This is a genomic window from Pseudoalteromonas sp. XMcav2-N (assembly GCF_024124545.1).
Lineage (GTDB): Bacteria > Pseudomonadota > Gammaproteobacteria > Enterobacterales > Alteromonadaceae > Pseudoalteromonas.
In genome coordinates, this window is the sequence record NZ_JAMXSF010000001.1 from 299,656 (window position 1) to 319,515 (window position 19,860).

18 protein-coding genes are annotated in these 19,860 nt (G+C 47.5%); 11 read left to right on the forward strand and 7 right to left on the reverse strand.

Going from position 1 to position 19,860, the window contains the following annotated elements; translation table 11 throughout:
* Positions 1 to 53: 53 nt before the first annotated feature.
* On the reverse strand, positions 54 to 860 hold the full coding sequence (ccsA, locus tag NH568_RS01050; RefSeq protein ID WP_253043974.1) for a cytochrome c biogenesis protein CcsA: 807 nt from the start codon (positions 858 to 860) through the stop codon (positions 54 to 56).
* Between the two features lie 162 nt (positions 861 to 1,022).
* On the opposite strand from ccsA, the gene ffh reads away from it, so the two are divergent.
* Positions 1,023 to 2,402 (forward strand): signal recognition particle protein, encoded by a 1,380-nt coding sequence (gene ffh / locus NH568_RS01055; protein WP_253043977.1) that lies wholly within the window; start codon positions 1,023 to 1,025, stop codon positions 2,400 to 2,402.
* Positions 2,403 to 2,466: 64 nt separating this feature from the next.
* Here ffh and NH568_RS01060 read toward each other — a convergent pair whose 3' ends face one another.
* The 4 genes from NH568_RS01060 to NH568_RS01075 are packed head-to-tail and all read right to left on the reverse strand — an operon-like array spanning position 2,467 to position 5,851.
* A complete protein-coding gene (locus NH568_RS01060) occupies positions 2,467 to 3,207 on the reverse strand; it encodes a DUF2470 domain-containing protein (RefSeq protein ID WP_253043980.1) in 741 nt (246 codons plus the stop codon).
* Complete coding sequence (locus tag NH568_RS01065) at positions 3,200 to 3,997, reverse strand: heme ABC transporter ATP-binding protein (protein WP_253043982.1); 798 nt, start codon at positions 3,995 to 3,997, stop codon at positions 3,200 to 3,202. The genes NH568_RS01060 and NH568_RS01065 overlap by 8 nt, the downstream gene beginning before the upstream one ends.
* Positions 3,990 to 5,036: an iron ABC transporter permease gene (locus NH568_RS01070; protein WP_253043984.1), complete on the reverse strand. Its 1,047-nt coding sequence runs from the start codon at positions 5,034 to 5,036 to the stop codon at positions 3,990 to 3,992. Before NH568_RS01070 ends, NH568_RS01065 begins: the two co-directional genes overlap by 8 nt.
* Complete coding sequence (locus NH568_RS01075; protein ID WP_253043986.1) at positions 5,033 to 5,851, reverse strand: ABC transporter substrate-binding protein; 819 nt, start codon at positions 5,849 to 5,851, stop codon at positions 5,033 to 5,035. The genes NH568_RS01070 and NH568_RS01075 overlap by 4 nt, the downstream gene beginning before the upstream one ends.
* Positions 5,852 to 6,093: 242 nt before the next feature.
* Between NH568_RS01075 and NH568_RS01080 the strand changes: the two genes are divergently transcribed.
* The 6 genes from NH568_RS01080 to tyrA all read left to right on the forward strand — a co-directional run bounded on the left by NH568_RS01080 (position 6,094) and on the right by tyrA (position 11,857).
* Positions 6,094 to 8,181, forward strand: coding sequence for a TonB-dependent hemoglobin/transferrin/lactoferrin family receptor (locus tag NH568_RS01080; RefSeq protein ID WP_253043988.1), 2,088 nt, complete (start codon positions 6,094 to 6,096; stop codon positions 8,179 to 8,181).
* 318 nt (positions 8,182 to 8,499) lie between these two features.
* Positions 8,500 to 8,748, forward strand: a complete 249-nt coding sequence (gene rpsP, locus NH568_RS01085) for a 30S ribosomal protein S16 (RefSeq protein ID WP_010382415.1) — start codon at positions 8,500 to 8,502, stop codon at positions 8,746 to 8,748.
* A 17-nt stretch (positions 8,749 to 8,765) separates the two neighbouring features.
* Positions 8,766 to 9,299: a ribosome maturation factor RimM gene (gene rimM, locus NH568_RS01090; RefSeq protein ID WP_138549733.1), complete on the forward strand. Its 534-nt coding sequence runs from the start codon at positions 8,766 to 8,768 to the stop codon at positions 9,297 to 9,299.
* A complete protein-coding gene (gene trmD, locus NH568_RS01095; RefSeq protein WP_253043990.1) occupies positions 9,299 to 10,063 on the forward strand; it encodes a tRNA (guanosine(37)-N1)-methyltransferase TrmD in 765 nt (254 codons plus the stop codon). Before rimM ends, trmD begins: the two co-directional genes overlap by 1 nt.
* 33 nt (positions 10,064 to 10,096) lie before the next feature.
* Positions 10,097 to 10,456, forward strand: a complete 360-nt coding sequence (gene rplS, locus NH568_RS01100) for a 50S ribosomal protein L19 (protein WP_054014092.1) — start codon at positions 10,097 to 10,099, stop codon at positions 10,454 to 10,456.
* A 267-nt stretch (positions 10,457 to 10,723) separates the two neighbouring features.
* A complete protein-coding gene (gene tyrA / locus NH568_RS01105; protein WP_253043992.1) occupies positions 10,724 to 11,857 on the forward strand; it encodes a bifunctional chorismate mutase/prephenate dehydrogenase in 1,134 nt (377 codons plus the stop codon).
* Between the two features lie 252 nt (positions 11,858 to 12,109).
* Here tyrA and NH568_RS01110 read toward each other — a convergent pair whose 3' ends face one another.
* Positions 12,110 to 13,264, reverse strand: coding sequence for a chorismate mutase (locus NH568_RS01110; RefSeq protein WP_253043994.1), 1,155 nt, complete (start codon positions 13,262 to 13,264; stop codon positions 12,110 to 12,112).
* A 315-nt stretch (positions 13,265 to 13,579) separates the two neighbouring features.
* Between NH568_RS01110 and NH568_RS01115 the strand changes: the two genes are divergently transcribed.
* The gene (locus tag NH568_RS01115; RefSeq protein WP_253043996.1) at positions 13,580 to 16,573 is read left to right on the forward strand and encodes an EAL domain-containing protein; all 2,994 of its coding nucleotides are present in this window, start codon (positions 13,580 to 13,582) and stop codon (positions 16,571 to 16,573) included.
* A 47-nt stretch (positions 16,574 to 16,620) separates the two neighbouring features.
* On the opposite strand, the gene NH568_RS01120 is transcribed toward NH568_RS01115, so the two are convergent.
* Positions 16,621 to 16,950 carry a stress response translation initiation inhibitor YciH gene (locus NH568_RS01120; RefSeq protein WP_138549737.1) on the reverse strand — a complete coding sequence of 110 codons (330 nt, stop codon included), beginning with the start codon at positions 16,948 to 16,950 and terminating at the stop codon, positions 16,621 to 16,623.
* Positions 16,951 to 17,095: 145 nt separating this feature from the next.
* Between NH568_RS01120 and NH568_RS01125 the strand changes: the two genes are divergently transcribed.
* From NH568_RS01125 to NH568_RS01135, 3 genes are all read left to right on the forward strand, one after another.
* Positions 17,096 to 17,401: an STAS domain-containing protein gene (locus NH568_RS01125; protein ID WP_054014087.1), complete on the forward strand. Its 306-nt coding sequence runs from the start codon at positions 17,096 to 17,098 to the stop codon at positions 17,399 to 17,401.
* An 18-nt stretch (positions 17,402 to 17,419) separates the two neighbouring features.
* Entirely contained in the window at positions 17,420 to 19,066 is a 1,647-nt protein-coding gene (locus tag NH568_RS01130; RefSeq protein WP_253043998.1) for a fused response regulator/phosphatase, read from the forward strand.
* A 102-nt stretch (positions 19,067 to 19,168) separates the two neighbouring features.
* A complete protein-coding gene (locus tag NH568_RS01135; RefSeq protein WP_253044000.1) occupies positions 19,169 to 19,828 on the forward strand; it encodes a GAF domain-containing protein in 660 nt (219 codons plus the stop codon).
* Positions 19,829 to 19,860 lie beyond the last annotated feature (32 nt).

Consider the following 19,860-nt stretch of genomic DNA (forward strand, 5'->3'; position numbering starts at 1 on the left):
TAGCCAGAATTCAGAGTCAAGTCAAAAAGCATGAACTTAAGTTAAAACTTAGATTAAAACTTACCTAAGATCACTTCTTGAACAAATCGACTGCCGAAATAAGCTAATGTCACAATGCCTGATGCGCCTAATACAGCGAATACCACAGACTTACCCCGCCAGCCAAACTGGTGGTGGCCAATGGTCACAGCAGTGAAAATACACCAGGCAATCAGCGACAGTACTGTCTTATGTAAAAACTCTTTGGCAAACATGCCTTCGAGGAACACAAAACCAGACAACAGCGCCAGAGTTAACAGGCCCGTACCTACAGTCAGTAGTTGGTAGAGCTGAGATTCAACCTGCATCAATGGCGGAAGGTGACTGTGCATGATGGCCAAATCTTTTTCTTTTAATCTGCGATCAATAAAATAAAACTGTACCGCGTAAAGCGTGGCAATAATAAGTACGCAGTAAGCCAGTAAAGATAAGGAAATATGCACCACCAAGCCAATATCCACGTCCAGCGATTTCATCACAATATGATGCGGGACAAACAGGCTGGCGACCAGGAGAATCGAGGCGAAGCCGTAGACAACCGGCAATAACAAAGTGGCCGGAAACTTTAAAGAAACCGTAGTCACCGACACCACAATGACCCAGCAGGTGAGCAGCGCCACATTAATGGTGCTGAGGTCTTGGCCATCCTGCGTAAACACGGAGTTTACCAGTACCAGCATATGGCTAAGTATCGCCACGGTGCTGAAAATAATGGTCAGCTTTTGACTTGGGCCTTCCTTATGGAATAGGCGCGATAGTACATGCCCGGTGGCAAGTACATAAAACAGACTGGCAAACAAAGATAAACTGATGATCAACATGAATGGCTTTCTACTTACATGCTCCTTTTGTAGGCTATTGTATTTTAAGCTCGGGTTCTTGCATAGGGGCAGGGAAAAAGTTTCTTAACTGACTTGAATACTGTATTAGTGACGCGCATATCAGTATAATGCTGGGCAATTACGACATACTGGAAGCGATAAATGTTTGAGAACCTCCAAGAACGCTTAGGAAAAACGCTTAAAAACATCAGCGGCCGCGGCCGACTAACCGAAGACAATATTAAAGAAACGCTCCGCGAAGTGCGTATGGCGCTGCTCGAAGCGGATGTGGCTTTACCTGTCGTCAGAGACTTTGTGAAGCAGGTCAAAGAGCGTGCGGTTGGTGTTGAAGTGACTAAGAGCCTGAGCCCGGGTCAGGTTTTCATCAAGATCGTGCGTGAAGAACTTGAAAAAGCCATGGGTGAAGCCAACGAGGAGCTCAACCTGGCTGCGCAGCCACCTGCGGTTGTTATGATGGCAGGTCTGCAAGGTGCGGGTAAAACCACCAGTGTGGGTAAGCTTGCTAAGTTCTTAAAAGAGCGTAAGAAAAAATCTGTGCTGGTGGTCAGTGCCGACGTCTACCGTCCGGCGGCTATCAAGCAGCTGGAAACGTTGGCCACAGAAGTAGACGTTGAGTTCTTCCCCAGTGATATTTCGCAAAAACCGGTAGACATCGCAACGAATGCGATTTCACATGCCAGGAAAAAGTTCATTGATGTAGTACTGGTGGATACTGCCGGTCGTTTGCACGTCGACAGCGAGATGATGGGCGAGATCAAAGATCTGCACGCAGCCATCTCTCCAATTGAAACTCTGTTCGTTGTTGATTCCATGACGGGTCAGGATGCTGCAAATACGGCGAAGGCATTCGACGAAGCCTTGCCGCTAACTGGTGTGATCCTGACCAAGACTGACGGTGATGCACGCGGCGGTGCGGCGTTATCTATTCGTCATATTACTGGTAAACCCATTAAGTTCATCGGTGTGGGCGAGCGTACGGATGCGCTGGAACCATTCCACCCGGATCGTGTCGCGTCACGTATTCTTGGTATGGGTGACGTACTGTCATTGATCGAAGAAGTCGAGTCTAAGGTTGATAAAGACAAAGCGGCTAAAGTGGCCGAGAAAGTCTTTAAAGGCGATGGATTCACGCTCGAAGACTTTGCTGAGCAGCTGCGCCAGATGAAAAACATGGGCGGCATGATGTCAATGCTGGACAAACTGCCTGGTATGTCGAACCTGCCGGATGCAGTGAAAGGTCAGGTAAACGACAAGACGTTTAACCAGATGGAAGCCATCATTAACTCCATGACACCGCACGAGCGCGCGCGCCCGGAAGTCATTAAAGGCTCACGTAAGAAGCGGATTGCGGCCGGTTCAGGTACTCAGGTGCAGGATATCAATAAACTTCTCAAGCAGTTTACCCAGATGCAGAAAATGATGAAAAAGATGAAGGGCAAAGGCGGCATGATGAAAATGATGAAGAACATGAAAGGCATGATGCCGCCGGGCATGTTCGGTGGTGGCGGTCCGAAGTTTTAATTCAGGGCCAAGCCAGACTAAAAAAGGACAGACTGATGCAAATCACTCTGTCCTTTTTTAATAGTTAGCTTTCTACAGCTTCACTGAATTGTGCGCGGGCCGCTTTGGTAAGGCGCACCAGCTCTTTGCGCACTGCGGTTGCGTCTTCACAGCGCTTATCAAAAGGCACGTAGTATGATTTGTCATTGGCTCTGAAATAGCAGCCTTCATTGAGTAACGTGGTCATAGTCACCTCTGCGGCATCAACATTATGCACCAGCTTGAGGATCAACTGATTGGCATCCTGATGATCATCATTCATATGCGCCACCATGTGCGCTTCACTGGCCAGGTCCCAATTTGCAGCAGGCTGTGCCCATTCGTCTGCCTCCAGCCAGAATATCTGCCCAAATCCGGCAATATACCGTACGCGTTTTATTTCCATACGCCAGAGTTTGAAATCATGGGCCTGGCGATAGCTGATGGCTTCTGGAAAATGACGCTCGTAACGCAGCAGTAGGTCAGCGGTTTCTTCATCTGCAACTGGCGCAGCGTCACCGACTATAGTGACTCGGGCATGTTCGTTCTGATCGCCGCTTTGTGCAGCATCGAAAATTGTTGCACACACCCTGCTGTCTTCTGTCAAATTGCGCGAATGTTGCGCAATACCAGCAATGTAAAAAACCAGCCGACCCTGATCGTCACTCATAAACGGTGTGACGGAGCCAAACGGGTAGCCCGCCAGGTTTTTAGAGAGTGTGGACATCACACAGACAGTCGATTGTCTGAGCAGCTGGCGCGCTTCAAAAACGGCTTGTTCACGCATTGGGAGCTCCTGTTAGCGGTTCTGAGAATATCATAGGTATATTATATCCGGGATGCAGATTAATCTGCATGCCTGTTTGGTAAATGGGTTGCAATACTTCGTGTCTGAGAACATCTTGCGGCGGGCCATCGCTGCGGATCTGGCCATTATCCAGCAAGAGGATCCGGTCGGCATAAAGCGACGCGAGATTTAAATCATGTAACACGGCAATAACCGTATTGCCTTGACGGGCAAAGCGTTGCGCGGCACTGAGTACCCGATGCTGGTGGTGCAGATCCAGTGCCGAGGTCGGTTCATCCAGCAACATCAGCTTGTTTCGGGTCTTGGGGTCATGAGCGTTAAGCTGGGCAAGACAACGGGCAAACTGGGCGCGCTGAAATTCACCACCCGACAATTGCGTAATTTCCCGATTTGCGAGTTTTTCAAGTGCCAGTTGCGTGATGAGTTTATCAACCACTGCCGCCTGCTCAGCGGTGCTTTCCTGATAAGGGTAGCGACCCATAGCGATTAACTCGGCGGTACAGAAAGCAAAATTAACACGGTTGTGCTGTAATAGCACAGCCCGTTGAGTAGCCAGAGTCAACGGATCGAGCGTACCTAAGGTATGTCCGTGCCACAGGATCTGGCCACTATAAGGAATATCATCACAAATCGCGCTTAATAATGTGGATTTTCCTGCACCATTTTCACCCAACAGGACAATAAACTGGTCAGTGTGAAGTTCAAATGACAGTTCCTTCAGCACGGGTTTACCTGAGCGGGCGACGCTCAGGTTGCGACATTCAAGCATGTGCGCCTCGCTTTTGTTGTATCAGCAAATAAACGAAAAAGGGACTACCAAACAATGCGGTGATCACGCCAATAGGTAGTTCTGAGGGGGCGACCACGAGACGAGCCAGCCAGTCAGCAGTGAGCAACACCACACAGCCAAGCAGCATACTCAAAGGCAACATTCGCCTTAAATCGGGACCAACCAACAATCGTGCCAAGTGGGGGACCAGCAGGCCGACAAAGCCAATCATGCCCGACATAGCAACCGCCCCGCCGACGCCCAGTGCTATCAGAAAAATCACCTCATTTTTGAGTCGGCTGACATTGACACCCAGATGCCTGGCATCACGTTCCCCGAGCATCAGAGCATTGATCTGTTTGCGACGCATAACCAGCATCACGATACAAATGAGAATGAGCGGTGCGCCATATTGCATAGCGGACCAGCTGGCGCCGGCGAGCGCGCCCATCTGCCAGTAGGTCATCAGGCGCAAAGAAGTATCATCGGCAAAAAAGCTGAGCAGTCCGATCAGCGCCATGGCCACGGCATTGATCGCCACTCCGGCAAGCAGCAGTATAGTGATCTGGACCTGACCGTTGTGGCTGGCAATACGATACAGCAGGGAAGTAATGGCCAGCGCGCCTAAAAAAGCCGCCGGGGCGACCATGGCTTCGTTAATGAAGGCTACTTTTGGGGAAAGTGCTATCACCGCAATGGCTGCGACGGCCGCACCACCGGTGACCCCCATCAAGCTGGGGTCGGCCAATGGGTTGCGGCACAGAGCCTGACTGGCAGCGCCACTGCAGGCAAGCACACACCCAACCAACAGGGCCAGTAACAGCCTTGGCAGACGGATCTGAGTGACCACGGTTATATGCAGCTCGGTAATATCTTGTGTCAGCTGATCTGGGAGCAGGGCTACCAGAGGCATACGCCAGTCCCAGCCTACCGGACCGCTACTGAGAGACAACCAGGCCAGCGCAAGCAATACAGTACTGCTTAACCATAACCAGATTGTGTGATGACGTGATGTTAAAATCGAGTGCGTCGGAGTCATAGCGTGGATTGTTCCCGATATGCGGCAAGCTGAGCTATGGCTTCAGGTAGCCGGGTGGTCATCCCCATCGACATCAAAGAATCCATCACGAGCAGTCTGCATTGCTGCGCGGCCGGTAGCAAAGTCAGGGCACTTTGCTGACAAAACTGCTCCGGGCCACCGAGGCTGTAAACAACGTGGCTTGGGGCGACCAGAAAGTCGGGCGAACTGACTAGCATAGCTTCGCGATTGAAGGGCTTATAGCCGGGCTCTGTTGCCAGATTGCGCACACCTGTGTAGCCGAAGAGCAGATCAGGCACGGTTTCAGGGCCGGCCACGGTGATGCCTCGCTCGCCGGCAGAGAGAATAAAAAGCGCACTGAGGGATGATGGTGGTGCTTTGGGCGGTAAGGCTTGCTTCAGTTTATTTATAAGTCTTTGTGCCTGACTTGGCTGGTTTAGATCTTGGCCAAGCTGGGCTATCAGGTTAAATAGCTCATTGGTATTAGTCGGCTTATCATACAGGTTTAGCTGCACTCCGGTGCTGCGCAACTGAGTCAAAACTTCGGGCCTTCCGCTGCCTTGTAAAGCTAGGATCAGTTCAGGGTGTTGCGATAGCACGCCTTCAGCGGCCAGATCTCGATAGTAGCCCACCTTAGGCAATTTAGTTGCAGCCACAGGAGAGGTGCTGGAGGTATCTACAGCCACGACGTTTTCTCCTGCCCCCAGAGCAAATACTATGTCTGTTATGGAGCCTCCCGCGATAACTATCCGCTGTGCGGCGACCCCTTGGTGACTGAGCATTGATATCAAAATCAGAAACATTAATTTATGCATTGGTTTATCTCGTTTAATACAATGATTTTTGGTTGCCCTTTATTTTTTGTCACAATTTTTTAATTCATGTGTCACGCAGAAATAGAGGGTGATTGCCTTGTCAGATGCCGATTCTACTGAATAAAAACATCTAAATCTACATAAATATAAAAATGAAAACCATTATCATTTGCAAATGTGTTTCAGGAACATTATAGTGCACAGCAAAATAGTTCTGTTTAAATCCCTGAATGAGGTTTCTAATGACTTTTAAGCACAGCAGTATTGCGCTTGGCGTAGTGACGGCACTCCTTGGTACGACCGAATTAAAGGCCGATGAATTTGAAAAGTCGGACGAGGTCATTGTGGTCAGTGGCTCGCGGGTCGAACAAAAGCTATCGGATTTGGCGGGGAGCGTCAGCGTTGTCACTGAGCAAGCTCTTGAGGAGGAGGTCAGTATCGACCTGGCTTCGGCGTTTCGTTATCAAACGGGTATCACGACGCATGGTAGCGCCGGCAATGCTCAGGCTATGACAATACGGGGTATCGGAGGCAATCGGGTTGTCTATATCAAAGATGGCCGGCGCATGAACGATGCTTATGAAGGCGGGCAGGGGTTGCTGGTTGGCCGGGGTTACCTGGACGTAGAAGGCGTCAAGCAGATTGAAGTCGCCAAAGGCGCTGCCTCCTCTCTGTACGGCTCAGATGCACTTGGCGGCATCGTCGTAATTACGACCAAATCGCCTACAGATTACCTGGCAGGTGAGCAGAGTTTCGGACAGCTAAGTGTGGTCTATCATGGCGCTAGCAGCGAGCAAAGCCTCAGCGGAGTATTTGCGACTAAAGTTGGCGAGCATGCCGCGTCGATGCAGCTTACACGTCGTGATGGTAAGGAAACTCAGAACTATGACGATAATTTACCAGGCTATGAATACACCTCAACAGCAGCAATCTTGAAAGGCGAATTTGTGCTCGACGAACAATCGATTTTGCTTGGTACGGTTGATTTCTTTGAGCAGGACACGGAGCAAGTACTGGTTGCCAATGCGCATGAGACACAAGATATGAACGACAGCCTTGCAGTGTCTTTGGCATTTCAAACGAGTGCTTCCACACCACTATATAACACGCTTGAAGCCCAAGTCTATTTTAGTGATTACGAGCAAACGAGTGATCAAGTTCGCGCAGGCGCGGATCGTTCCGGCCTTTATGTGGATACCAATGACTATCGTTTTGAACAGCAGATCTTTGGTACTCGTTTAGTGCTCGCCAAGCAGCTCAATGCAGGCAACATACAACATCAACTGATTTATGGCGTTGACTTGGATAGTTACGAAACCCGGCGGCCTCGTTTCAAGACTCGCAGGGATATGCAAGGTGCTCTAATTAAAGAGCACGAGGCGCAAAAAGCGTTTCCTGGTGCGGATACTCGCCTCATTGGTGTGTTTATTCAGGATAATGTGACGCTTGTCCCTGAAAAAATATCTCTGAACGCAGGCCTGCGCTTTGATAGTTATAGGATGGAGCCTAAACAGGATGTGCTCTATAAAGATGCACAGTTTGACGATATCAGCGAAACTGCGTTGTCACCAAAAGTTGGCTTAGTCTATTCGTTGACGGAAAACCTCAATATTGTCGGCCAATACGCACGTGGATTCAAAATTCCACCGCATGACCAGGCCTATCAAAGTCATGGTGTCGAGCCTTTCTATCAAATTATCCCTAATACTGACCTCGATCCAGAGTATAGTGACAGTGTGGAGCTAGGCCTCAAGGGGAGCTTTGAAAATAGTCAGTTTTCAATCGCGCTATTCCATTCTAAGTTTGATGATTTTATTAATAATAAGCTTGTTCGTACTGAGCCGACCTTTATTCCTAATGTTGAAAAACAGATTTATCAGTACCAGAACATAGAAGAAGTTAAAATTAAAGGTCTGGAAGCCAATATGACACTGTGGCTTAATGAGTATGTTGCGCTTGATAGTGGTGTCACATACTTGTATGGCAAGGACGAGCAAACAGATGAGTACATCAGTTCATTGAGCCCGTTAAATGGCTTCATTAAGGCGCGCTATGAGTCTGAGAACTGGTCTGTAACCGCCGCCATGCGCGCGGCCAGCAAAATGACTAAGGTGCCTGCTGATGCGATTGAAACCGCTGGCTGGGCAACCGTGGATGTATTTTCTGATTATCAGTGGAAAAACTGGAAACTGAACGCTGGTATTTTCAACCTTTTCGATAAGGAGTATGTCAATTATGAACGTATTGCCAGCAACCCTGTGGACAGCAATATGTCACAATACACGATGCCGGGTCGGCATTTGGCTGTAAAGCTAAAAATGACCTTCTAGCCAAGGCTTAATTTGACAGGTTATTACAACGATAGGTTGTATAACTCTGCCATGAGAGAAGTGTCGTCTCGTTGCGGCCCTTCTCTTTTTCAGATCAGTTAAATAATCTTAAGAATATGCCCGTTGAGCGGCTTTAAACAGCGGTATTATTGTGCCTTTGCTACCAGCTATTATTGTACAACCCCTCTTTCTTCATCATTTGGTAATAAAATGGATTTCCCACTTGCAATGCGTGAAAAAAGACGTACAATTCCCCAGCTTCCCAAAGTGGGAAGCAAATCTTATTAATGAAAACAGTCAATCTATGTAGAGGACGGTATGGTAACTATTCGTTTGCAACGTGGCGGCGCTAAAAAGCGTCCATTCTATCAAATCGTGGTTGCGGATAGCCGTTTCTCGCGTGACGGTCGTTTCATCGAGAAAGTAGGTTTCTTTAACCCAATCGCTGCTGGTCAAGAAGAAAAGCTTCGTCTAGACCTTGCCCGTGTTGATCACTGGGTAGGTCAAGGCGCTGGTCTTTCTGATCGCGTAGCTAAATTGGTTAAAGACGCTCGTAAAGCGGCTTAATAGGCGTAAGTGTAACCATGAGTCAAGAAAAAACCTCGACAATCGTTGTTGGTAAACTTGGTGCTCCTTATGGCATCAAAGGTTGGCTTAAGGTGCATTCATTTACTGATGATCCCCAAGGGATCTTCGATTTCAGCCCATGGTTGATAGGTCAACAAGGTAAATGGCAAACCTTTGAAGTGAGCGACTGGCGTCGTCACAGCAAAGGCTTTATCGCTAAGTTTGCGAACATCAACGACAGAGACGAAGCAATGGCACTGACCAACGCGGAAATCTCGGTAGATGTAGAGCAGCTCCCTGAATTACCAGAAGGGGAGTTTTATTGGCGAGATCTCATCGGTATGACAGTCGTTACGACAAAAGGGTATAACCTGGGTCATGTTGATGACTTGATGGAGACAGGATCAAATGACGTTTTGGTTGTGAAAGCAAACAAAAAAGATGCATTTGGCCAGTCAGAACGTTTAATCCCTTTCCTGACAGACTCTGTTGTGATTGAGGTTAAACATGAAGAACGAGAAATTACTGTAGACTGGGATCCGGCGTTTTAATGAGTGAACAGCAAAAACTATGGGTTGGGATGATTTCACTCTTTCCTGAAATGTTTGACGCGGTAACTCAGCAAGGTGTGACCGGTCGGGCCGTGAAAAACGGTTTGATCGACTTTCACTGCTGGAATCCGAGAGACTATGCACTGGATAAGCACAGAACCGTTGATGATCGTCCTTATGGCGGTGGTCCGGGCATGCTGATGATGGTTGAGCCTCTCAAGCAAGCCATCCTTGATGCCAAACAGGCAGCAGGTGAGGGCGCAAAAGTAATTTACATGTCTCCACAAGGGCGGAAGTTAGATCAACAAGGTGCGGCCGAACTGGCTCAATCCGAAAAGTTGATTTTAGTCGCTGGTCGCTACGAAGGTATAGACGAGCGGATCATCGAGTCGTATGTCGACGAAGAATGGTCCATCGGGGATTTTATTTTAAGTGGGGGTGAACTACCCGCCATGACATTAATCGATGCAGTCGCACGATTGGTGCCAGGTGTGTTAGGGCACAACCAGTCTGCGGAACAAGATTCGTTCTCAGAGGGCTTATTAGATTGTCCACACTATACTCGGCCAGAAACGTTGGATGGAAAACAGGTGCCTGCTGTATTACTCAGCGGAAACCACCAAGCGATAGCCGAGTGGCGCTTAAAGCAGTCACTGGGAAGAACTTGGTTACGCCGTCCAGACTTGTTGCGTAACCTAGCTCTGACTGAGGAGCAAGCACGTTTGCTTGCTGAATTTCAGCAAGAACATGAAGCTTGTGGCTAGAAGACAGTTACTCCTAGGAATGTGAGAAATAAAATGGCAAAAGTAAACCAAAATATTATTAAAGAGCTTGAAGCTGAACAGCTTAAGCAAGACGTACCTGCTTTCGGCGCTGGTGACACAGTAGTTGTTCAGGTTCGCGTTAAAGAAGGCGAGAAAGAGCGTCTACAGGCCTTTGAAGGTGTTGTAATCGCTAAGCGTAATCGTGGTCTTCACTCTGCATTCACAGTTCGTAAAATCTCGAACGGTGAAGGTGTAGAGCGTGTATTCCAAACGCACAGCCCTCTTGTTAGCAGCATTGCAGTGAAGCGTCGTGGTGCAGTTCGCCGCGCGAAACTTTACTATCTGCGTGAGCGTTCTGGTAAGTCTGCACGTATTAAAGAAAAACTTAACTAATACGTCGCATTTACCAATGCTTAAAAACGGGCCACTCTTTGAGTGGCCCGTTTTGGTTTTGGGCCACAATCATCTGACTTCGTCAATTGCCTACCTATACGTCTACGACTTTTAATATTGATCCGCTTTAATTCAATGATCAACCTGCTTTAGGTGGACTATGATGAGATTTAATCGCGGTAAAAGAGCTTGCCAATCTGAGTGAGTTGGCATTAGACTGGTGTACCTTTTGGTTTACTAAAGTAAATAATAGTTTACAGTATGGGAATGAGTCAAACATCTGAACTAACTTTGCTCAGGGAAAAAATTGATGCCTGCGACAGTGCGTTGGTTGACCTGCTGGCACAACGTCGAGAGCTCACTGAGCAGGTTGGAAAAATCAAGCAAGTCACCGGGGCACCGCTGCATGTGCCGCAAAGAGAGGCGGACCTGATTGAGGCAAGGCGAGCGCAAGCAGATAAAAAGGGAGTCAACCCGGATCTCGTTGAAGACATATTACGCCGAATGATGCGCGAAGCCTATGAGAATCAGCAAAGTGAGCTGGCTTGCGCAGCCCCTCAGTTATCACCCGTGGTGATAGTGGGTGGTGCAGGCGCCATGGGCCAATTGTTTACCCGCCAGCTAGAGCGCTCAGGGTATGAAGTACGTATTTTGGATAAAGCACAGCAAGCAGATCAGGGCGCGATGCTCTCAGATGCTAAGCTGGTGCTGTTGAGTGTGCCTATTAATGCGCTGGAGCAAGTGATCAGTGAATTACCGCCACTTCCCGACGATTGCGTGCTGGCAGATATCACCTCTGTTAAACAAGCGCCCTTGCAAGCGATGATGAAAAAGCATCCAGGGCCTGTTGTGGGGTTACACCCCATGTTTGGACCAGATATTTCACATTGGGTGAAGCAGACTGTGGTGGTGTGTGACGGGCGCAACAGTGAGGCGTATCAGGGATTGCTTGAGCAACTCAAAATCTGGGGATGCCATTTGGCTAGTATGGCTGCTAAGAAGCACGATCAGGCTATGCAAATCATTCAGGTTATGCGCCACCTCACGACGTTTGTCTATGGTCAGTTTCTGGCTCGTCAGTGCCACACGCTGGAAGAGTTAAAAGGGTGTTCTTCACCGATTTATCAGCTTGAGCTGATGATGGTTGGGCGGCTGTTTGCGCAGTCGGGTGAGCTTTATGCCGATATTATGCTGGCGCAGTTTGATGAAGTGGAAGGACTGCTTGCAAGCTACCAGGATACCTTTGAACAGACGCTTAATCGTTTGCAGTCGGGTGACAAAGCGGCTCTGATGAGCGCCTTTGACGAGGCAAAAAATTACTTTTCGGACAGTGCACAAACCTTTTTACGTCAAAGCCGGGGTTTGCTCAATAAGGCCAACGACGCTAAGGTTATTTCTTAGCATTTTGATAGTAGAGCGAGGCAAGCCTCGCTCTCATTCTTTTATACCAATTTGCTTAATTAAGTGTTCTATTTTGAGGCGAGAAAATATCGTCGATAACACCGCTCACGCGTCCTGCTATCGCTGAGGCACCTACGTCCATGTAGGCGAGGCAAAAATTTCGTTATTTAGTTGCTCTAAATGAGAAATTTTTAACACCGTTACCGGCATATTTGCTCCTTCAAATTGAACAGGTATTAAGTGAAATTGGTATTATACCACCTCTACTGCCTGCAGAGATTCGCTTTGGTAACAACCCAGAATACGTACATACTGGGTATGTTCTTTCAAGGATTCCAGGGCGCTTTGCACTTGTTTATCCGCGACATTCGCTTGTAGGTCAACATAAAACACTTCTTCCCATGGATTACCCGGCACCGGGCGTGACTCCAGTTTGGTCATATTGATATTGTGTTCTTTGAACACCATCAGCGCGTCGGCCAGAGAGCCGACTTGTTGTTTGGTGGCCATGATCAGGCTGGTTTTGGTTGGGATCTGAGTCGACACTTGCAGTGGCTGGCGCGCAACGACAATAAAGCGACTGTGATTTTCCGCTTGATTAGCCAGACCACTTTTCAGAACTGCCAGACCAAACCCTTTACCGGCTTGTGCAGAGCCTATCGCGGCACTGTTTGGGGTGTCTGCGGCCAGTTTCAGAGCGCTGGACGTGGAGTCGCAGGTTTCTTGTGTCAGGTCGCCCAGCCCTTCCAGGAAGCGGCTGCACTGAGCGAAGGGTTGATGATGGGCGAAGATTTTATTGATGTCTTTGAGGGTTGTCCCTTCTTTTGCCAGCAAACAGTGTTCAACACTGTGTGTCACCTCACCAATAATAGAAACCTGAGCATGCTGAAGTAAATCAAAGACTTCATTGATACTCCCTGAGCTGGTATTTTCAATTGGCAGTATACCGTAGTCGGCCTGGCCTTTTTCAACAGACTGGGTTATGTCTGAAAACGTCTGACATCCCAGCTCAACCAGCGTACCGGGGCGACGGCTGAAATATTTGTGACAGGCAAGCTGGCTGTAGGACCCCTGCCCACCCAGGTAGGCGACTTTATGAGTATCACTCAGGGACTCGGGATTCAGGCTCTTCTGAAGGAGTGCTTGCTGATTCAATACTGAGTCTTCCAGGATCACCTGGAAAACGTTGTTAATATAGAAAGGGTCCAGCCCCAGTGATTTGCCGTAGCTGATGAGCTTTTCCAGCAGTGCCAGCTCGCGGGCTTCATCCCTGATAGGTTTGTTGTTGGTGATCTTGTATTCCAGTACGCTGTGGCTTAATCTGCGGCGTTTTGCCAGCAGGATCAACAGCTCAGAATCAATTTCATTGATGTCCTTACGCAGCGCATCCAAAGTATCTTGTGTCATAGGTCCTCACTCCCATTTTGCCAAAAAAAAGCCTCCCAGTGTGGGAGGCTTAGCTATCTGATTTTTACACGCAAACAGTTAAGCCTCTTCACCTAAAGAAGCTAAAAAAGAAAAAGTAGTTGCGTGTCGTTAAAGTCATAAATCTGTCTAAAATATGGTTCTTAATCTAATTAACCCTATTATTAGCACAGATCATTTTAACTATACAAGCCCGAATTGAGACATATCTGGCAAAGTGTTTGGCGAGGTTCTCCGTGATCTGGTATATTCTGCCCATATACTGTTGAAAAACGACAACTAGCTAAAAGGTTTATCGTGGGCTATCGACGACCTGTGTCTCGCTTTGGTTTTAATTCACTCAGTGTCAAACTCCCGGTGTTAACGGCAGCCGTTTGTTTGATTGCCGGCGTCATTGCCGCCGCGCTGATGTTGAAAACTAAAGAAACGCAACTTGTGTATGAAGAATTTCATGAGTTACAGCAAAAAAGCGAGCAAACGCTCACACATTTCTCCGAATTCTTAACACTGAAGAAAAAATTGGCTCAGCAAGCCAATATGGTTGTTGGCAGAACACTGTTTTCTGGTCAGGTTAAACGGAGTGCATCAGAGTCACAGGTACAAATTAATCGAACGGATGAGCGAATTAACAGCATCGCAGCCAATGGTATTTCGGCAGCCTATCTGCCTGCAAAAAATTTAAACCCACAAAGTCAGGCCCTGCTTAGCGAATCTGAGTATGTCTGGAATTCATTATCTCCGCTGCTCCTTCAGGACTTTTTTAACTTTTACCTCTATACCACTGACGATTTTGTACGGATATCTCCGCCAAACTCCTTGTTGATTGACGGCAAAGGAGGTAATCATTTCAGCATTCATGCTTTACCGCTATTGAGGGAAGAGCTGAACCCGACCCGTCAGGCACTCTGGTCGGGGATCCACTTCGACGAAGTCTGGAGTAAGTGGGTGGTCAGTGTGCTTGTCCCTCTGTATGTGGATGATACGTATCAAGGCTTTACAGGCAGCGACTTGGAGTTAGATGTGCTGTTGAGGCGCCTTCCTGAAGCTTCCGATACCCTCAGTTATCTTGTATTTGATAAGCAGGGCAGAGTTTTGTCTGCACCTAATCTGGGTATTGTTGCGCATAATAATGAATTGGCAGATAAATCGTCTTTGCCGGTGGCGTTTCAGGAGATGATCGAGAGCACGTTACGGGTCAATTTACCCAGCTTGCAAAGTGAGTTTGGGTTTAAACAGGAATCTTATCTCGCTAATGTGGTTCATTTGACAGAGTTGGACTGGTACATCGGTTATTACAAGAAGCGTGATGCTGCGCTGTTTGCACTCAATGATCTTAAATGGAAGTTCTCTGGTCTATTTATTCTGTACGGGCTCTTTGTTTCCTTACTGCTGCATCAGGTTATCTATCACCTGATTTTAAAGCGTATCAATCAGTCGGTGAATGCGCTGGTTTCGTTCGGTAAAGGTCAGCTTGATCATCCCGAGCTGCCTGATGCCAATGATGAGCTAGGTGTACTGAACGCATCAATTAATGATATGAGCGGCGAAACTCGCAAGCTTATCCAGGGCCTCAATACTCGGGTATCCGAGCGAGAATCCGCCCAGAAACAAGCAAATCGTCTTGGTAAAGCCGTGGAGTTTTCTGGTACTGGCGTGCTGATCACCAATGACAGGTTTAAAGTAGAATATGTCAATCCAAAAATGCTGGAGATGACCGGCTTTGATGAAGCGCATTTTATTGGTGCACCTTTGTTAGGAATTGTCTCTAAAGAAATGGCGATTATCGTTGACGATATCGATTTTGACCTGCGCAGCCGCAACTATTGGCGTGGAGACACGTTGCTGCAAGGCGTCTCTGATGAGCAGATCTGGGTGAGCCTGAGCATTTCTCCGATTCGCGAAGAAAGTGGCAGAATATCCAGCTATGTAGCATCGGCGCAGGATATCTCATTTGTTAAAGAAAGCCAGCGTAAAATGGAAGAGCTGGCTTATTTTGACACGCTGACCGGGTTGGCAAATAGAACCTTTTTCCGAATGCAGTTACGCAAGTCGATGGCACTGGCCGAGCGGGGGCATTATGCTTTTGCGTTATTTTATTTCGACCTCGATGAGTTCAAGCGTATCAATGATACCTTGGGTCACGATGCCGGGGACCGATTGTTAGTTGAAGTGGCCGATCGCTTGAAACAGCGGCTGCGAGCTGAAGATACGATAGCACGTCTTGGCGGTGATGAGTTTGCTGTACTTCTTAGTGGCATAGAGAGCCGGGAAAATGCCATGGATGTGGCCAACACCATTCAACGGACATTGGCTAAGCCAATCCGGCTTGGCAATAATGAAGTGATTGTCAGTGCCAGCATTGGCATCACGCTGGCGCCTTTTGACAGCAAAGAAGAAGAGCAGCTACTAAAACATGCTGATCTTGCAATGTATGAAGCCAAAGCGAAGGGAAGAAATACCTTTCACTTTTATTCTCAGGAACTGGACGCTGCGGCCAATGAACGCTTGTATATTGAAAACGAGCTCCGTCAGGCTATCAAAGAGGGTCAGTTCAGTTTGCGCTACCAACCTCAGATTGACAGCATTACGGAGCAAGTGGTGGGGTATGAGGCATTGGTCCGCTGGTATCACCCAGAAAAAGGGTTTATTGCGCCAACCAAATTTATTCCCATCGCAGAAGCGACCGGCATGATCGTTGAACTAGGTGCCTGGGTATTACGAGAAGCCTGTCAGTTCTCTGCAAGATTGCGCCGCAGTGGCCGTACCGCGGATATTTCTATCAACCTGTCTGCACGGCAATTCAAAGATGCAGAGCTGATAGAGTACATCTCAACCACCTTGAAAGAAACTGGCCTGTCTCCCGATATGCTGCATCTTGAGCTAACAGAAAGTATGTTGATGGGGGATGTTGAGGCGGCGATAGAGCAGCTGCTGGAAATGAAAAAGTTAGGTGTGTCTTTGTCGATTGATGATTTTGGTACGGGTTACTCTTCGCTTAGTTATCTGAAGCGTTTTCCGGTCGATGTGCTAAAAGTGGATCGCTCATTCGTCAAGGATATTCCGCAAGACTCGAATGACATGGAGATCACGGCGGCCATCATAGCGATGGCACAGAAGTTGAGCATGAAAGTGATTGCTGAAGGCGTGGAGACTCAGGAGCAGGTGGCGTTTTTACAAAGAAATAACTGCTTTATCGTACAAGGTTACTATTACAGTGCGCCTTTAACTGAACACGAAATTCTGATGCAAAGCCAACACCCAGATATAGGGCAGGGCAATCAGGCACATTAAGCCTGTTTGACGAGCTTGACGATGTCAGGCTCGCCTCTATGCTGAGATCAGCCTCCAGCGATTTTAACTTTGAAACCTTGTGCTTCGAGCAGAGTTTTGAGCTTATTTCTGTCATCTCCCTGAATTTCTATCACATTATCTTTGAGCGCGCCGCCCTGGCCCATTTTACTTTTTAAGGTTTTCGCCAGTTTTTTCATATCGTGTTCTGCCGGGTCAATGCCAACAACCAACATGACGCCCTTACCCTTGCGGCCTTTGGTTTGGCGTTCGATTCGTACCGCGCCATCTTTAAACAACTTTGCTTGTGGCTCTGGCTTAGATTCTGTGTGCTTTATGCGGCCAGACTCGGTTGAGTACACTAAACGACTCTCTGACATTTTGACTCTCCTGTTTGAGGCTGAATGCCGCCATGGTAACAAAAAGCGTTTTGAAGCGAGATAATTTTTTGGCTAATTTCACTTATCGGTTTATATTTAAAACAACATCATGGATACCAAAATTCAACCAAAGTAGGAGCTTGCGATGAGCCTGAGCAAAAATGCTTCAGCGGACGGAAAAACTTTAACGATACAAATCAAAGGAAAGTTTGACTTTAACTTGGTCCAATCTTTTCGTCAGGCCTATGCCGAAGTAGGCAATCAAACTGAGAAAGTCGTCGTTGATTTGCGTGACACAGACTATATGGATAGTTCAGCGTTAGGTATGTTGCTCAATATGAAGAAAACCTTGGGTGATTCGGTGTCGAGCATACAGATCAGTAATTGTCGGCCTCAGCTGAAAAAGATTTTGCAAATTTCACGGTTCGATAAAAAGTTCGATATTGATTGAACCATTAGGGATTAGTGCATGCTAATTTTGGTTGTAGACGATCAGCCTCTCAACTGTCGATTACTGCAAACTATGCTCGAACACCAGCACTACGAGGTGTTAGTTGCTAATAATGGGCAGGAAGCGTTGGACTTGCTCCAAGACCATGATGTAGATATCGTTCTGTTGGACGTGATGATGCCCGTGATGGATGGTTTCGAAACTGCACCCAAAATCAAAGAGCATGCAGGCGATGTCTACTTACCTGTTATCTTTATTACCGCTTTAGAAGACCATGCCAGCTTTGAAAAGTGCCTCCATGTAGGGGGCGACGACTTCATTCATAAACCCTTTGACCGGATCATATTGTCTGCCAAGATCCGAGCGCACGCTCGAACAAGAAAGTTGAGTAAAGAGGCTTATGAACAAAAAAAGCAGCTTGAGTATCATTACAATCAGATTGAACGTGAGCACGAGATTGTAGAACATATATTTCGCAATGCGTTGTCGGGTCAGGAAGATTTTGCCGACCTGTGTGATTATCATTTGTCCCCCGCGTCCATGTTCAACGGCGACATGTTCTTAATGGCTAAAAGCCCCATCGGTGGCTTTTATTGCCTGCTTGGGGATTTTACAGGGCACGGTTTGGCGGCTGCGGTGGGCGCATTACCCGCATCAAAGATATTTTATACTATGGTGCAAAAAGGCATGGCGGTGAATGACATTGCAGCCGAACTTAACAGCTCACTGAACACCTTATTGCCCGGACATATGTTCTGCGCAGCAGCCATTGTTGAAATTAGCAGTTCAGGCAGAAACGTGTCAGCCTGGCTTGGCGGGTTTCCGGATATTTATCTGATAGACAGCGATGGGCAGATGCTCAAGACCATAGAATCTCAGCACATGTCACTGGGGATCCTGGACGAGGACGAGTTTGAGCGTAACACCTTGCACTTTGAAGTCGAGGTGGGTACTCGCATTGTCATGGCAACGGATGGCATCATTGAAAGCGAGGCGCCTGACGGGACGTTATTTGGTGAGCAACGGCTGATCGATGTATTGAGCTGCAAGGTGGATATTTCAACCAGGGATATTATCCAGCAAGTCAGGGAGTACAGTGGTCATAAAGAGCAACAAGATGACTTAAGCATCGCTATCATAAACTGTCTGCCTGACTGCTCAACGGAAGCATTACCACCAGAATACTCCACTTTGCCTTTCAATATCAGCATTTCACTCAATGCTGAGCAAATGCGATATACAGATCCGGTATTGGAGTTGGTTGATATTTTATCGAAAGTGGAAGGGCTTCATGCTCACAGATCGAATGTCTTTTTACTGCTGTCGGAAGCCTATAATAATTCGCTTGACCATGGTGTTTTGGGATTAAAATCTGATTTAAAAAACCAGGACGATGGCTTCATAGAATATTATCACCAGAGGGCGCGTGCATTGGAAAACCTTAAAGATGCCCTGATCATTATTAACGTGCGTTTTAGTCCTGAAGAGTACCGTATTATTTTTAATATTTGCGATTCCGGTAACGGATTCGATCAAAATACGAATACACAGCATCAATCTCAGCAGGAACATGGCAGGGGCGTCGAACTGCTCTCTGAAATAGCGCAAAGTGTGACGTATAATCAGGTCGGTAACGAGGTTGAGCTGGTTTACTCGCTTCGCTAACTGCATGCTGCCTATCTTAAAATAAAATATTCTGACAACACGCTGGCATAGCACAGCCTTCCGTGTTAAATTCAATGGATATTTAGATGTTTGGATGGCCAAATGATTTCTGCTTATCTATCTCATAGTAATTTATCCATTAGTGAAAGCGCCGTAGCGGGTCAGTTTGCGGAGCTGGATGCGTATATTGAAACCCATACCTTTGATGCAATATGGTCGTATCAAATCCCTGAACTGGGCGAGGGAGGCAGTTGCAGCCTGTTTGGCCATTTGCAGGAAGCGCCTTTTCTACTTGCGCAATATGTCAGCCAAAATCGCGAAAGTGAGCACAATTTATCCCGATTACAGGCAATAGCTGAATACGTTAAAACGGCCACAGGAGTCGACTGGTTCGGTATTTATCAAGCCAGGGAGGCCGATGGTTTACAGCAGCTACTGAAGCTGGCTTACTATGGTGCACCAAGTCGACCTCTGTTCCCGATTACAGACGCTTTTGCAGTAACTTCAAATAATATTCAAACCTTTTTGTCTGAAAAAGCTCGAGTGATCAATAACATTCCAGATTATGTCGCCAATGGCGGTGAGTATTACACCTGCGATCCAAAAGTGCAGGCTGAGGTGTGTTTGCCATTATTAGACGCGCAAGGCCGGTGCCTTGGGATCATTGATGCAGAAGCTTTTGAGCAAGAGTGCTTTGATGAATACAAACTGGCAGTTTTAGTTGCCGCTTGTCTTCGTGCGATTGAGTATCTTCCACGCTAAGCAGGCTCGTCTTCATTACAACTTATGTTAAT

Excerpts from the sequence above, each read along its gene's own strand:
- ccsA (WP_253043974.1), bottom strand. The coding sequence starts at position 860 with ATGTTGATCATCAGTTTATCTTTGTTTGCCAGTCTGTTTTATGTACTT.
- ffh (WP_253043977.1), top strand. The coding sequence starts at position 1,023 with ATGTTTGAGAACCTCCAAGAACGCTTAGGAAAAACGCTTAAAAACATC.
- NH568_RS01060 (WP_253043980.1), bottom strand. The coding sequence starts at position 3,207 with ATGCGTGAACAAGCCGTTTTTGAAGCGCGCCAGCTGCTCAGACAATCG.
- NH568_RS01065 (WP_253043982.1), bottom strand. The coding sequence starts at position 3,997 with ATGCTTGAATGTCGCAACCTGAGCGTCGCCCGCTCAGGTAAACCCGTG.
- NH568_RS01070 (WP_253043984.1), bottom strand. The coding sequence starts at position 5,036 with ATGACTCCGACGCACTCGATTTTAACATCACGTCATCACACAATCTGG.
- NH568_RS01075 (WP_253043986.1), bottom strand. The coding sequence starts at position 5,851 with ATGCATAAATTAATGTTTCTGATTTTGATATCAATGCTCAGTCACCAA.
- NH568_RS01080 (WP_253043988.1), top strand. The coding sequence starts at position 6,094 with ATGACTTTTAAGCACAGCAGTATTGCGCTTGGCGTAGTGACGGCACTC.
- rpsP (WP_010382415.1), top strand. The coding sequence starts at position 8,500 with ATGGTAACTATTCGTTTGCAACGTGGCGGCGCTAAAAAGCGTCCATTC.
- rimM (WP_138549733.1), top strand. The coding sequence starts at position 8,766 with ATGAGTCAAGAAAAAACCTCGACAATCGTTGTTGGTAAACTTGGTGCT.
- trmD (WP_253043990.1), top strand. The coding sequence starts at position 9,299 with ATGAGTGAACAGCAAAAACTATGGGTTGGGATGATTTCACTCTTTCCT.
- rplS (WP_054014092.1), top strand. The coding sequence starts at position 10,097 with ATGGCAAAAGTAAACCAAAATATTATTAAAGAGCTTGAAGCTGAACAG.
- tyrA (WP_253043992.1), top strand. The coding sequence starts at position 10,724 with ATGAGTCAAACATCTGAACTAACTTTGCTCAGGGAAAAAATTGATGCC.
- NH568_RS01110 (WP_253043994.1), bottom strand. The coding sequence starts at position 13,264 with ATGACACAAGATACTTTGGATGCGCTGCGTAAGGACATCAATGAAATT.
- NH568_RS01120 (WP_138549737.1), bottom strand. The coding sequence starts at position 16,950 with ATGTCAGAGAGTCGTTTAGTGTACTCAACCGAGTCTGGCCGCATAAAG.
- NH568_RS01125 (WP_054014087.1), top strand. The coding sequence starts at position 17,096 with ATGAGCCTGAGCAAAAATGCTTCAGCGGACGGAAAAACTTTAACGATA.
- NH568_RS01130 (WP_253043998.1), top strand. The coding sequence starts at position 17,420 with ATGCTAATTTTGGTTGTAGACGATCAGCCTCTCAACTGTCGATTACTG.
- NH568_RS01135 (WP_253044000.1), top strand. The coding sequence starts at position 19,169 with ATGATTTCTGCTTATCTATCTCATAGTAATTTATCCATTAGTGAAAGC.